Source organism: Sagittula marina, from assembly GCF_014196795.1.
In the GTDB taxonomy this organism is placed as follows: Bacteria; Pseudomonadota; Alphaproteobacteria; order Rhodobacterales; family Rhodobacteraceae; genus Sagittula; species Sagittula marina.
The window spans coordinates 42,529-56,215 of sequence record NZ_JACIEJ010000012.1 but is presented as its reverse complement, the minus strand read 5'-3'; the positions used below and the strand labels follow the sequence as shown (position 1 = coordinate 56,215).

General features: G+C 60.3%; 13 protein-coding genes. 7 read left to right on the top strand and 6 right to left on the bottom strand.

The genetic code is table 11. The annotated features are described in order from the left end of the window. Positions 1-210: 210 nt before the first annotated feature. Complete coding sequence (locus tag GGQ68_RS19700) at positions 211-2,412, bottom strand: NADP-dependent isocitrate dehydrogenase (RefSeq protein WP_183969053.1); 2,202 nt, start codon at positions 2,410-2,412, stop codon at positions 211-213. A 318-nt stretch (positions 2,413-2,730) separates the two neighbouring features. On the opposite strand from GGQ68_RS19700, the gene GGQ68_RS19695 reads away from it, so the two are divergent. From GGQ68_RS19695 to GGQ68_RS19665, 7 genes are all read left to right on the top strand, one after another. Continuing rightward, positions 2,731-4,128, top strand: a complete 1,398-nt coding sequence (locus GGQ68_RS19695; RefSeq protein WP_183969051.1) for a polysaccharide biosynthesis/export family protein — start codon at positions 2,731-2,733, stop codon at positions 4,126-4,128. A gap of 80 nt (positions 4,129-4,208) precedes the next feature. Beyond that, a complete protein-coding gene (locus tag GGQ68_RS19690) occupies positions 4,209-4,988 on the top strand; it encodes a metallophosphoesterase (RefSeq protein ID WP_183969049.1) in 780 nt (259 codons plus the stop codon). 360 nt (positions 4,989-5,348) lie between these two features. Next, positions 5,349-6,413 (top strand): lipid A-modifier LpxR family protein, encoded by a 1,065-nt coding sequence (locus GGQ68_RS19685; RefSeq protein ID WP_183969047.1) that lies wholly within the window; start codon positions 5,349-5,351, stop codon positions 6,411-6,413. A gap of 170 nt (positions 6,414-6,583) precedes the next feature. Then, the gene (locus GGQ68_RS19680) at positions 6,584-7,648 is read left to right on the top strand and encodes a Hint domain-containing protein (RefSeq protein WP_183969045.1); all 1,065 of its coding nucleotides are present in this window, start codon (positions 6,584-6,586) and stop codon (positions 7,646-7,648) included. Positions 7,649-7,773: 125 nt separating this feature from the next. Next, positions 7,774-8,325 carry a hypothetical protein gene (locus tag GGQ68_RS19675; RefSeq protein ID WP_183969043.1) on the top strand — a complete coding sequence of 184 codons (552 nt, stop codon included), beginning with the start codon at positions 7,774-7,776 and terminating at the stop codon, positions 8,323-8,325. A gap of 263 nt (positions 8,326-8,588) precedes the next feature. Further along, positions 8,589-9,038, top strand: a complete 450-nt coding sequence (locus tag GGQ68_RS19670; protein WP_183969041.1) for a zinc-binding dehydrogenase — start codon at positions 8,589-8,591, stop codon at positions 9,036-9,038. Beyond that, positions 9,032-9,262 carry a zinc-binding dehydrogenase gene (locus tag GGQ68_RS19665; protein ID WP_183969039.1) on the top strand — a complete coding sequence of 77 codons (231 nt, stop codon included), beginning with the start codon at positions 9,032-9,034 and terminating at the stop codon, positions 9,260-9,262. Before GGQ68_RS19670 ends, GGQ68_RS19665 begins: the two co-directional genes overlap by 7 nt. Here the strand turns inward: GGQ68_RS19665 and GGQ68_RS19660 are convergent. The 5 genes from GGQ68_RS19660 to GGQ68_RS19640 all read right to left on the bottom strand — a co-directional run bounded on the left by GGQ68_RS19660 (position 9,255) and on the right by GGQ68_RS19640 (position 13,648). Further along, a complete protein-coding gene (locus GGQ68_RS19660) occupies positions 9,255-9,725 on the bottom strand; it encodes an Hsp20 family protein (protein ID WP_183969037.1) in 471 nt (156 codons plus the stop codon). The two genes, GGQ68_RS19665 and GGQ68_RS19660, sit on opposite strands and share 8 nt — an antisense overlap. 294 nt (positions 9,726-10,019) lie before the next feature. Then, entirely contained in the window at positions 10,020-10,742 is a 723-nt protein-coding gene (locus GGQ68_RS19655) for a trypsin-like serine protease (RefSeq protein ID WP_183969156.1), read from the bottom strand. Between the two features lie 157 nt (positions 10,743-10,899). Next, the gene (gene glcF, locus GGQ68_RS19650; RefSeq protein WP_183969035.1) at positions 10,900-12,186 is read right to left on the bottom strand and encodes a glycolate oxidase subunit GlcF; all 1,287 of its coding nucleotides are present in this window, start codon (positions 12,184-12,186) and stop codon (positions 10,900-10,902) included. Between the two features lie 14 nt (positions 12,187-12,200). Continuing rightward, positions 12,201-12,539: a hypothetical protein gene (locus tag GGQ68_RS19645; RefSeq protein WP_183969033.1), complete on the bottom strand. Its 339-nt coding sequence runs from the start codon at positions 12,537-12,539 to the stop codon at positions 12,201-12,203. Beyond that, positions 12,539-13,648: an FAD-binding protein gene (locus GGQ68_RS19640; protein ID WP_183969031.1), complete on the bottom strand. Its 1,110-nt coding sequence runs from the start codon at positions 13,646-13,648 to the stop codon at positions 12,539-12,541. The genes GGQ68_RS19645 and GGQ68_RS19640 overlap by 1 nt, the downstream gene beginning before the upstream one ends. Between the last annotated feature and the right edge of the window lie 39 nt (positions 13,649-13,687).

Here is a 13,687-nt window from a genome sequence, read left to right as displayed (position 1 = left end):
TGCCAGCGGGCGCGTAATTCATCATAGACGCGTGTTGTGCCGTCATCGGATTGCGCTTGCAATTGAAGGTGGTGCGTAGACTTTTGCCCATGCTCAAAGCGGGCTTTGCGGGGAGGTTGACTGATGCCTCCACATCAGCGGTCGAGTTATACATCAAAAAAACCCGCCGAAATAACGGCGGGTTTTCCTATGTTCTTTTCGGGCTGCTGATTAGCCGATGATGCCATTCAGCGTCGCCGAGGGGCGCATGACGGAGGACACCTTGTCTGCGTCACCGTGGTAATAGCCACCAAGGTCCGCCGGATTGCCCTGCGCATCTGCCAATTCCGAAACAATCGCGGATTCGTTGTCGGCCAGTGCCTTCGCGATGGGTGCGAAATGCGCCGCCAGTTCAGGGTCGTCGGACTGTGCTGCCAGTGCTTCGGCCCAGTAGCGCGCGAACCAATAGTGGCTGTCGCGGTTGTCGGGTTCACCTGCTTTGCGGGAGGGGGACCGGTCGTGGTCAAGGATGCCTTGTGTGGCGACCTCCACGGCCTCACCCAGAACGCGTGCCTTGGCGTTGTCTTTCTGATCCGCGAGGAATTTGAACGACTCGCCCAATGCGCAGAACTCACCCAGGGAATCCCAGCGCAGGTGGTTTTCCTTTTGCAGCTGTTGAACGTGCTTGGGCGCAGAACCGCCGGCACCCGTCTCGAACAAGCCGCCGCCGTTCATCAGCTTCACGATCGACAACATCTTGGCCGAGGTCGCCAGCTCAAGGATCGGGAACAGATCGGTGAGGTAATCGCGCAGCACATTGCCGGTGATGGCGATTGTGTTTTCGCCTTTGGTGATCGTCTCCAGCGAAGCGATGGTTGCGTCGCGCGGGGCCATGATCTCGAACTTGTCGGCAACGCCTTTGGCTTCGAGGATCGGCTTCACATAGGCGATCAGCTCGGCATCGTGGGCGCGGTTCGCATCCAGCCAGAAGATCGAGCGGTAGCCTGTCGCCTTCTGACGTTCGATGGCGAGGTTCACCCAGTCTTCAATCGGGGCCTTTCGTGCGGAGGCGGAGCGCCAGATGTCGCCCTCGGCCACGTCGTGCGCATGCAGGACGGTGCCGTCGTCGAGGATCATCTTCACCGTGCCGGCTTTGGGCATTTCAAAGGTGGTCGGGTGAGAGCCGTATTCCTCGGCCTTTTGCGCCATAAGCCCGATGTTCTGTACCGTGCCTGCGGTCGCGGGGTTCAGCGCGCCGTTCTTCTTGAAGAACTCGATGGAGGCATCGTAGACCGGAGCGTAGGAGTTGTCGGGGATCACGCAGTTGGTGTCGTGCTCCTTGCCGTCCGGGCCCCAGCCCTTGCCGCCGGCGCGGATCAAGGCGGGCATGGAGGCGTCGATGATGACGTCGGAGGGGACATGCAGGTTGGTGATGCCACGATCACTGTCCACCATGTACATGGGCGGACGCTCGGCGCGCACCTCTTCGATGGCTTTCAGGATCTCGGGTTCGTCCTTCACACGCTCCAGCAGGGAGCCCAGACCGCCGTTGGCGTTCACGCCCAGTTCGGCCATCTTGTCGCCGTACTTGTCGAACACCGGCTTCAGCCACTGCTTCACCGCGTGGCCAAAGATGATGGGGTCAGAGACCTTCATCATGGTGGCCTTCATGTGCAGCGAGAAGAGGGTGCCTTCTTCCTTCGTCTTGGCGATTTCGTCGGCCAGAAAGGCGTCAAGCGCTGCGGCGGACATGAAGGTCGCGTCGACAACGGTGCCTTCGGGGTAGGAAACGCCCTCTTTCAGGACGGTCTCGCCATCGGCGGTCTCCAGCACGATCTTGGCGGTCGCGGCCTTGTCCAAAGTGGCGGATTTCTCGTTCGAGAAGAAATCGTCGCCGTCCATCGCTGCAACGCGGGTCTTTGAGTCTGCGGACCATGTGCCCATGCGGTGCGGGTTGTTCTGGGCGAATTTCTTCACCGCGGCGGCGGCGCGGCGGTCGGAGTTGCCTTCACGCAGAACCGGGTTCACAGCGGAGCCCTTGATGGTGTCGTATTTGGCGCGCACGGCTTTTTCCGCGTCGGTGGACGGGGAATAGGGATAGTCGGGCAGCGCGTAGCCCTGCTCCTGCAGTTCCTTTACGGCTGCAACCAGCTGCGGCTCCGACGCAGAGATGTTCGGCAGTTTGATGACGTTGGCGTCGGGTTGCTTCACCAGCTCACCCAGCGCGGCCAGGTCGTCGGATTGTTGCTGTTCGGCGCTCAGTGCCTCAGGGAAGGTCGCCAGAATACGGCCTGCGAGGCTGATGTCTTTGGTGCCGACGGACACGCCTGCTGCTGCGGCGAATTTCTGAATGATGGGCAGCAGAGAGCCGGAGGCCAGCTCGGGCGCTTCGTCAACTTTTGTGTAGATAATGTCGGGTGTGGTATCAGACATGGGATTCCCCTGTTTGAGTGCTTTGCGCTCTATTTAGGGTAATGCTGCGCAAAGGTCTACAGTATGCGGCGGTATACATTGACGCATTCAAAACTCGAAGCGCATCTTCTTGACGTCGTGCCGGAGTGCGGAAGAAAAGCACGGTCTTGTTGCAGATATGACCCGGTCATCGGCGTTGCGGCTGGTTCAAAAGCCCAAATAAGTCGCGGACCGCACGTTTTGCCGGTATCACATCGTGCAACGGTGGTTTAATGCGGTGGCGATTGAAATACACCTGTGAGAAGCAGGCAACTTATTTAACTTGGAATGGATGGACGAATGGGTGGCACGTCTTTGATCGGAAGTACGCGAGGTGGCTCCTTTCTGGGTCGCAGCCTGCTCGCGGGTGTTTTTGCCTTGTCGCTGGCCTCGTGCGGCGTCACTTATAAATCTCCCAGCGTGCGCAATCAGGCCGACGGGCAGCCGGTCGTCGTGGTCAGCATGTCGCCGCAGACGGTTTCCGTGGCCAATGCGTCACCCTACGCTTCGCAAAGCCTGCCTTCGGTTTTCTTTTCTGCAGCCGGCACAGGTGCTGGTCGTGGTGTGGGCGCCTTGCCGGAAACGCCCTATTTGCCGGATGAAAGCCAGCAGGCGATGCAGTACCGTCCTCTCCCGGACGTGACCCCGGAGCCTTATCGCATCGGTGTTGGTGATCAGCTTTTGCTTGCAACCAAGTCGAACGCCAGTTCAGTCGAACAACTTACCGGACTTCTGGCTGCGGAAAACAGCCGCCAAGGCTACAGCGTCCGTGGCGACGGCACGATTGCAATTCCGGCAATCGGACCGATCCAGGTGGCTGGTCTGACGCAGGACGTCGCCGAGAACCGTCTGTTCAACGCGTTGGTCGACGCCGGTATTGATCCGACTTTCAGCTTGGAAATCAGCGAGTTCAACTCACAGAGGGTCGCCGTGGGCGGTGCCGTGAAAAATTCGGTTATCGTGCCGATCACCCCAAGTGATTTGACCCTTGGCGAGGCGTTGATCGCTGCCGGTGGCTTTGACGTTCGTGATCGACAGTTCGCTTCGATCCGAGTGTACCGAGATGGCACATTGTACCAGATCCCGCTCGACACCTATGTCGAGAACCCCGGCCTGAAGGATAAGATCCTCAAGGCGGGCGATGCGGTGTTTGTTGACACAACTTACGACCTGGATCGTGCTCTGGCCTTCTACCAAGCCAAGATTGATGTGATTTCGCTGCGCACCAGCACGCGCATCTCGTCAATGGAAATCCTTCAGGCCGAGGTCGGCTTGCGCCGCTCCGCCTTGGAGGAACAGCGTAGCAACTTCGAACGGCGCCGCGCGCTGGGCGAGGAAACGCAGGAATTCGTCTATCTTACCGGCGAAGTGAACGATCAAAGCCGATTTGCGCTGCCCTATGGTCGTCGTGCCACGCTCGCGGATGTGCTTTATGCCGAGGGAGGCTTTGACACCACCACGGGTGACCCATCGCAGATTTACGTCTTGCGGGCGGAGACAACATCAAAGGGCGAAGGCATCACGGCCTATCACTTGAATGCTGAAAACGCGGCGAAGCTTGTCTTGGCGACAAAGTTCGAGATGCGTCCGAGCGATGTCATCTTCGTCGAAGAACAGCCGATCACAAAATGGAACCGGACGTTGCAGCAGTTCCTGCCATCGGTCCTGAGTGCTGCGCGAAGCGCCGCGGCGGGTTGATTTAAAGACTGCGCGGATTCTTTGGTATTCGCGCAGTTCTGAACCTTGCGAGCCATGCCAGACGCCTCATATAAAAACACATGAAGTTATTGAACAAGATCCTGGGCCGCAAAGGGCACCCAACCGGCACCTCGCGAAAAGCCGAGGCTTCGATTCCCTTTACGGCCCAGATCGAGCCCGATGCCCCGTTTTTCGCCATAGGTGATGTGCATGGGTGCATCAGGCAGCTTGGCGATCTGCTTGTTAAAATCGAAAAATTGGAAGACGTCCCTCAGGTAATTTGCGTCGGGGACTTGGTCGATCGAGGAGATGACTCCGCGGCCGTCTTGAACATGCTGCGCCGCTTGAATGGTGAGTTTGGTGATCTTGTCCTTTCATTGAAGGGAAATCACGAAGCCATGATGCTGGATTTCATCGATGATCCCGACAGAAGCGGTGACCGCTGGTTGCGAAACGGTGGCTTGCAAACCTTGTCGAGCTACAGGGTCTCTCGCAGTCCGGGCACCAGCCTGATTGCGCTGCGTGATCGACTGGTAGAGGCAATGGGACAAGACATGGTGGACTGGGTGCGCGCTTTGCCGGTGAAATGGCAATCCGGCAATGTCGCAGTTGTGCACGCCGGCGCTGATCCTTTGGTGCCGATGAACCTCCAATCTGATGAACTGTTGCTGTGGGGAACGAGTGATTTCACCAAAATTCCGCGCCCTGACGGAACTTGGATCGTGCACGGACACACCATTGTCCGCGAACCCAAAGCTGAAAACGGTCGTATCTCCACGGACACTGGAGCCTACGCCACCGGGCGGCTGACTTGCGCTTATGTGCGGCCGGGCGACGTGTCGTTTATCGAGGCGACGTGATTGGTCCGTATTCGCTGTAGTTGAGAAAAAATCAGTTGATGCTCAGGTACGACTTTTCGAGGATGCTAAGCGTTTACAAGATCAGGGTCGTGGATGCAGGTGTCCGTACGGGATGTTGAGCTTTTCCTGTCTTTGGAAAAACGCACAGATATAGCTAGACAGAAACGCTAAACGCCAGATCGCAAAGCGCGGCGGTCCCAGCGGTTTCGACCTCTCGGTGACGCGAGGAGGCGAGAGCGAGCAGAGAAACGGGGCAAAGCCGCAACATCGTTGCGAAAATGCCATTGAGACACTTTGTGAGACGCGGTTTTCCGTGCTACGGATCGATTGCCCGGGGGGGCACGAAGGCCGAGGACTGCTATGATCCGTCGTTATGCCGTGGCGTTTTGCGTCGCGACTGCGCTCGCCCCCAATGCGCAGGCCCAAGAGATTGAGACCACGACATATTCCGATGCGGGGTATGCCAGTGAGACGGCGGCCTACGGCGCGGATTACGCGGGTCCCGAGGACACCGCCGACGGCTATGCACAATCTTCCTATGATACTGTTAGCTATGAAAAACGAGGGTTTCTTGGTCGCGAGATTTTGGGCCATGGTCGGCTGACCAGCAACGACCTGCTGGGTGATGGCAAGGATCGATGGCAGACAGGCTCCGTCTCGACGTCGCGTGTGGTGGGGCGGAGCGGCTGGACAGGTGTCCTGCCCGAGAAACCCTTCGACATCATCGAATATCGCTTGGCGGCGCAGGTGATGGCGCCTCAGAATATGCGCAACCCCGAACAGGGCGACCGCCCTTGGGGTGGCGCGGTTACCTTTGGCGTGCACACGCACTTCATGCGCGGCCCGGTCGAGTTGAGCATGGGCGGCGACCTGGTGATTACAGGGCCCCAGACCGGGTTGGGGTCCCTTCAGACGGCGATCCATGATGTTTTGGGACAAGATCCGGCGTCGATCTCCGTGCTGTCGGACCAGATTGAGAACGATTTTCATCCGACATTGGTTCTGGAGGCTGCGAATTCCATCAGCGTCGGCGGTCAGGCTGTGCTGCGGCCCTTCGCCGAGGCGCGCGCCGGTGTCGAAACCATGGTGCGGGTCGGTGCGGATCTGACCATCGGGACAGTGGGGCGGGGCGAATTGCTCATCCGCGACGCGGTCACAGGTCAGCGTTACCGGTCCATATCTGCCCCGCTGACGGGCTTCTCCTATGTTGTGGGCGGTGACATGGCCTATGTGGACAGCTCAGCGTATCTTCCGGAGGATCGGGGCTATGAGCTGAGCGGCTCGCGCAATCGGATGCGGGCCGGTGTCCACTGGCAGGGCGAACGCAGCGCAGCCTTTTACGGGCTGACCTATCTTTCCAAGGAATTCGAGGCGCAAGATACCGGCCAGACAGTCGGCTCGGTGCGGCTGGACTTCAAGTTCTGATCGAAGGCACGTGCAAAGAACATATGGCTACGCTGGATGGGAACACGTTTCAGCCGTAAGCCAGTACCCTCCGTTTTCTACAGTTTCGAGGAGGTTTTCAGCCAAAAGGTAACTGGTTAGCAAGTAACGAAATAATAAGTAACGGCAGTAACAGGCAGGATAATACAGGCATGGGAACGGGCTATCGAGGCACGTTCGTCATCTCTTGGTCACAGACGGAAATAGACGGTGTTCAGGCCGCATCCCCGTCTGCATTGACTGTTGGGGCCGCATGGTCCTGGCAAGGAGAACCGGTTCGGGTCGATGGCCCAAGCTCGATTTTGCGGCTTGATCAGGCCGATGGCGAAGCAGATTTGCGTAAGCGAGCGGCCCGCATGGTGCGTCGCTTGGTGGGCGCTGCAGTCACAACCAAGGACCGTCACGACGACATCGAGGTTCACCATCCTTTGTCGGATTCCAATTTCGTCGTAACGGATGGGTCGACCAGCTACACGGTGACATTGATTGATGTGGAACGCGGCGGGCGACCACTTTTGATGTTCCTTGACGAGATCCCGCCGTCCGGCCGCGATCTGTGGATCGTGCATCATACCCTTGACCCTCTGGGAACACATGCCTCTGGCGAGCAGGCCAGCGGAGTCATCTGTTTCACGCCGGGGACGCGCATTCTGACACCCTACGGCGCGAAATTCATCGAAGATCTGCGCGAAGGCGACATGGTCCAGACCAAGGACAGCGGCGCGCAACCGATCCAGTGGATTGGTTCGCGACGGATGACGGGTGCAAGGCTGTTTGCCATGCCGCGGCTGCGTCCGATCCGGATTCGTCCGGGCGCTTTTGGTATTGGGGAACCGGACGAGGAAATTCTCGTCTCGCCAGAGCACCGCATTGTGGTCAAGGGCGTCGTCGCCCGCGCGCTTTTCAATACCCCGGAGGTGCTGGTGGCTGCGCGTGATTTGGTGAACGGGGGGTCAGTGCGCCTCGACACGCATGTGAAGGAGGTGACCTATATCCATCTCATGCTCGCTCGTCACGAAGTGCTGTTCGCCAATGGGGTAGAGACTGAGAGCTTTCATCCGGCCAACACGGCCTTGTCGACGATCTCCGAAGGCGACCGTGCCCGTCTTTTGCTGCGGCTGCCCCAGGTGGCGGACAATCCGCATACCTATGGCTCATATGCGCGTCGCAACCTGTCCAGTTCCGAGGCGGCCATCCTGCTGCACGAAGCGGCCTGATCCATCGGGGGTCGAGACCTGTGTCAAAGCGGCTTTGCCCGTCGGCGCTTTGATCCTGTCGCCGGGTAACACGGTTTTATATTTTTGCTGTCAAACTGCGTGGTGAGCAAAAAGAGTGTCCGCATATGCCAGAGGATCAGGATCTATCTTTCGTCTTATGTGTGCTGTGCGGTGGTCTTGCGATTGCCGCAGGGGCCTTGGGTGTCTTGCACCTCGCGCCTGCGGTGTCAGGCGCGTTGGGATTCTTGATCTTGCTCCGGATTTGCTGGCTTGATGACAACATCGCCAATGATCTTCTGGTGCGGGATGATCTTCCGCAAAGCTACATCAACGCGCAGCGTCGCCAGCAAATCATTGAGATGGCGCTCCTGGGTCGGCCGCGCGGGGACGCCGTGACTTGCCCGGTCCAGATGGCGACGAAGATGCGGGCAGAGGCTCAGGTCTGGTCTGTCGTGCTGCTTTCCGGCTGTGCCGCGTGTTTTGCGCATTCCATGCCGCTGGGCGCCTGGCTTTCCAGTGGGCTGGCCTTGGCTGGGTTTATGCAGGCGTTTCGCATGGCGGATCGGCTGTCAGCGACTCTGTGGTTGGTGGAATGCGGACTGCCGTTGTCAAGGGAGGATTTGCTTGCGCGGCCTGCCTTGTCATGGGTGTTCCGGGGGCGAAACCGTGGCCCGTAGCGGCTCGCCATGCGAAAGCGTCTGAGGCATTTCGTCCAATAGCTCCCAAACGAGGCGCACGCGAGGCGACGTGCGCAGCTCGCGGTGTGCGATCAGTCAGAGCGGATAGTCGAATTTGATCTCTGGCAGAACGCGCTTGCTTGGCCGGATCGCTGTCGCCCAAAGGCACCGGACAGACCCCGAGGCTCAACCCTTGCCTTGCAAGTTCCAGATGCGCAGCGTGCGAGCCGGCCCGGATACCGAAGTTCTCAGGCTGGATAGAAATGTCCTTTTCCCTGAGTGCGATGGCGTTGTCCTCGAACCTGATCATGCGTGCCATGGCGCAGGTGCAGCCGGGACAATGTGTGCTGATCCTCGGAGCCTCCGCCGGAATTGGTGCTTATGCGGTGCAGATCGCGCGGGCTTTCGGCGCACGGGTGACAGCGGTAGCAGGGCCCGTCCATGGGCCATTTCTGACGGCACTGGGCGCGGATCGGGTGCTGGAGTACCAGCGGGGCCGCATTGAGGCAGAGCGCGGGCATGACGTTCTGCTGGGTTGCATAGGAGCAACCGACTGGCGGCATATCCGGGCCAGCCTGAAACCGGACGGCGTGTTTAGCCCACTGAATTTCAAGGGCAAAGATCTGTCGCACCTGGTGCGGAAAAGCTGTTTGGAGGGCCGCGTCTGGTTCGGACGGTTTCTGGCGACAGCCCAGAGAATCTGGCCGTGCTGACCGAAATGTGGGCCGAGGGCACATTGCGCCCGGTGATCGACAGGGGGTATCCACTGAACGAGGTGGTTGACGCGCTTCGCCATGTGGAGGGGGGCCCAAGGCGGTGGCCGTGGTGCTGCGACAGAAACTGCGCAAGAGCGGTCCAGAACCGCATGATCGAAAACCAAGAAGGCCCCGAAGAGATCTCCGGGGCCATGGTGCATTATGTAAAACTGTTCAGTTGACCTTGTCAGACTCGACCACGTCTTTTGCGATGGCCGCCTGCGGCTTTGCGATTTCGATCCGACGCGGTTTCAGCGCCTCAGGGATCTCGCGTGCGAGGTCGATATGCAGCATACCATTCTCGTGGCTTGCGCCGATCACGCGCACATGGTCCGCCAGATGAAAGCGGCGCTCGAACGCGCGGGTGGCAATGCCGCGATGCAGGTAGGCGCGGGTTTCGGTGTCGTCGGCCTTGCGAGCGGAAACAACAAGCGCGCCTTCCTTAACCTCTACGGACAGGTCTTGATCGGCGAACCCGGCCACAGCGATAGAGATGCGGTAGGCATCATCTGCGGTTTTTTCAATATTGTAGGGGGGATAGCCCTGCTGAGGTGCGTCACTGGTCAGCACGCGATCCATCATCTCGGCCAGTTGATCAAAACCAACGGTGGCACGGTACAGGGGGGCAAAATCATATTGTCTCATGGAATCCTCCAATTGAGCGATACCTAAGTTTGCTGGGCCTTCCGCGATGGACAGGCCCGGGGTCTGCGCCGGAACCCTGTTCAGGCATTCCGGTGAGATTAATTTGGGAGCGGTTTTTCGGGTTTCAAGACCCTATTTGCGCGGTCAGGGCCGCATGCCCTACGGGCAGTATTCCACCCGCCTGCAGACACCCATCCGACACGGGCCGATATCTTTAAGGTCCGCTGTACATATGACCGGGTGTTTCCCATCCTGCGCCACGGATGCGCTGCTCATACGACGCGATTGGGTATCTCAGGGCTTTATAAACTTGGCACCGGTGTCGCGGCGGCTGCCTGCGGGCATGGTTTCCAGCCCTGCACCGGGATCTTGTGCGGTGTCGAGCGCGGCCTTCAGCTCTGTCAGCGGTTCGAGCATATCGACTGCCAGAGAAACCTTTCGCCCATCCGCGGCGGCCTTGGCCGAAACGACGGAGACGATGCGCGGGACGCCATCCGCGCCGAAGCTGAACACCGGAGAGCCAGACGCGCCAAAGTCTACATCGCAGGACAGCACCAGCAGCCCCTGTTGATGCGCAATCACAGTGCAAAGATCCTGCATTGTGGGGGCCTCTGACCTGTTGTGAGCGTAGCTGACGACGCCGACCTCTGCCCCGGGCATTGGCAGCGGGCCGGTGTCGAAAGGCGTTATGGTGGTGTTACGGATCGGATGTTGCAGTTCGAGCAAGGCCACGTCGTTGCGTACCCGCGCAGTGCTGGAGGTCTCTGCGTAGTCGTAATCAGGGTGCGCCACGGCGCGACGCGTGCGGCGATACGCGGCGGCACGTCCATTGCGCCAACCGGCGAGAAATTGGATGTCGCTGATGTCGGCCCGCAGGCCAGTGCGCGCATCGTAAAGGCAATGCGCGGCAGTCAGAACGAGCCGCTCGGTAATAAGCGCGCCGGTGCAAAACGCTTCTCCGGCGATTTCCAGACGTCCGACGGCCTCCCACTGACGGGCGCCTTCGGTGCTTTCCATCGTGAACAGGCTTTGTGCAGACGCGAAATTCGCGAGGAAAATCAATATTGTAGAAATGACTGCCCGCACGTCGCCCCCTTTTCTACCGGATTTATTCAGACAATAAGGCGAAAATGGGGCGGCGGGTGCGAGGCCGTCTCACGCCTCCGTGAGGCTCTTAGTCCTGGCGGAGCGCCGCAGGTTTCGGCCCTCCCGTGGCCCAGTCGAGCAGTTCCACCGTGTGCACCACCGGGATGCCGGTGGCGCTGCCGATCTGCATCATGCAGCCGATGTTGCCAGCAGAGATGACGTCAGGCTGCTTGGCCTCCAGCGTTTTGACCTTGCGTGCCTTGAGCTGGCCAGAAATCTCGGGCTGCATCAGGTTGTAGGTGCCCGCCGAGCCGCAGCACAGATGGCTGTCTGCAGGTTCGACGACCTCAAATCCGGCGCGACGCAGAAGGGCCTTGGGCGCGGTGGTCACTTTTTGGCCGTGCTGCAGGGAGCATGCCGCGTGATAGGCAACGCGCAGATCCTTGGGCGCGCCTTCGGGGATGTCCAGTCGGGAGAGCAGTTCCGAAATATCGCAAGCCAGCCCCGCGACCCGGGCGGCGTCCTCGGCCAATGGATCGTTGCGCAGCATGTGGCCGTAGTCCTTTACCGTGGTACCGCAGCCCGATGTGTTGATGACGATGGCGTCCAGTCCCTTGCCATCCATCTCGCGCACCCAGGCGCGGATATTGGCGCCGGCAAAGCGGTGAGAGCTGTCGGTCTTGCCCATGTGATGGGTCAGCGCCCCGCAACAGCCCGCGCCTTCGGGAATGACGACCTCCACCCCCAAGCGGGTGAGCAAGCGGATGGTCGCGTCGTTGATGTCGGTGTTCAGGGCTTTTTGCGCGCACCCTGTCATCAGGACGACACGCATCTTCGGCGTCTCAGGCGTAAAGCTTTGCGGGTCATCGTTGCGCGACACAGGCGGGATGTGTTTCGGTGCCATGTCGAGCATGGCGCGCAGGCGGGGATCAGGCAAAAGGTGGCGGAAGGGGCGGGCGATCTTGGCCCCGAGCAGCGCCGCGCGGAACCGCGTGGGATAGGGCAGCACCTGTGCCAGCACCCAGCGCAGCGCGCGCTCCGACCTTGGGCGCTCGTAGTGTTCTTCGATATATTCCCGAGCGTGGTCAACAAGATGCATGTAATGGACGCCGGACGGACAGGTGGTCATGCAGGCCAGACAGGACAGGCAGCGGTCAATGTGCTTGACAGTCTTGGCATCGGGCACACGATCGTTTTCCAGCATATCCTTGATTTGATAAATGCGGCCGCGGGGGCTGTCGAGTTCATCGCCAAGCACCTGATAGGTCGGACAGGTGGCTGTGCAAAACCCGCAATGCACACAGGCGCGCAGGATCTCATTGGCGCGTGCGGTGCCGGGATCGGTCAGTTGTTCGGGGGTAAAGGTCGTCTGCATGCTGGTATCCTGTGTCAGCCCATCAGCCGGGCCGTGGCCAGACCGAACCAGGGCAAGGTGGTGGCGAGAATGGTGACGACGGTGATCCAGCGCCGGATGCGGGGACCTGCCAGGCGTCGAAGAAAGGCGTGGCCAACCATCGCGCAGGCCGACACCCAGCCGACCCACATCAAGGCGAGGGACAGCAAGGGGGCGCCTGTTTCCACCCACAGCGCGATGGCCATACTGCCGACGACGACAGTTGCCAGAGCGAACAGGACGATCAACGTCGACCGCAGCCGAAGGAGGAACGCACACAGCAACGGGCCACCAAGGAAGGACAAGGCAAAAGCCGTGAGCACAGAGGCCGTCATCAGTGAAACGACCCGGGGTTCAAGATCCCGCGCGGGTCAAAGCGCTGACGGATGGCGCGGGTCAGCGCCGCCACCGGGGCTGATTCCGGCGGGAAGACCGGTGTGGTGCCCGCTCCGCGCACGCGGGTGGCGTGGCCGTCGATCATACCCAACCGGGTGCGCGCATCGGTGCCCTCAGGCATCAGGGCCCAGATCAGACCGCCGCCCCAGTCAAATATATGAGAGGTCGGGTCAAGCGCTTCGACCAATGCCGGCGCGTCGCTGGGCTTGCAGGAAATGCGCCAGACATCGCCATTTGCTCCCTTCATCGACGTCACGTCGCGAATGTCGGTCCATAGCTGCGCGACACGTACAGGGTCACGCTCCACACGGACCGGCAGAGCGCCAAACAGCTTCGCCATGGTGTCGGCGCGATAATCGACGGACCCTGAAAAACCCTCAACCCGCAGCAGCGTGACAGGATGCCCCTCCGGCCCTTCGGGCAAATGCGCCGCGCCGGTCACGTCGAAGGGCGATCCCAGGCCGCGCGCCATCGCCCGAACGGCTTGCGCGTCATCCAGGCCGTCGAACAAGATCGTGGCAGCAGCCTCGGGTTTCGGCAGCACCTTCAGCGACACCTCGGACAACACGCCCAACGTGCCGCGCGACCCCGCCATCAGCTTCACCAGATCGTAGCCAGTGACGTTTTTCATCACACGGCCTCCGTTCTTGATCACGGTGCCCTGCCCATCGACAAAGCGAACGCCCAGCAAGAAATCCCGGCAGGCTCCGGCCTGAATGCGCCGCGGGCCAGAGACGTTGGCTGCGACCACGCCGCCAATGGTGCTGTCGCCAGAGGTGCCAAGCAGACCGCGATGATCCATCGGCTCAAAGGCCAACCGTTGCCCTTCGGCGTCAAGGCGTCGTTCTATCTCCGACAGCGGCGTTCCGGCGCCAGCTACCACCGTCAACGCGCCCGGCTCGTAAAGATGAATGCCTGACAAACCAGTGGTGTCCAGAACCTCTCCCGCGCCGCTGCCAACGGGCCGCGTGCCGCCGCCGCGCACCCTGAGGCCGCCTGTCGCATCACGCACCATCTCGGCCAGTTCCGCCTCGCTCCCCGGTCTCATCCGCGCCGTGCCCCCTGCTTCTTTGGGTTGAAAACACTC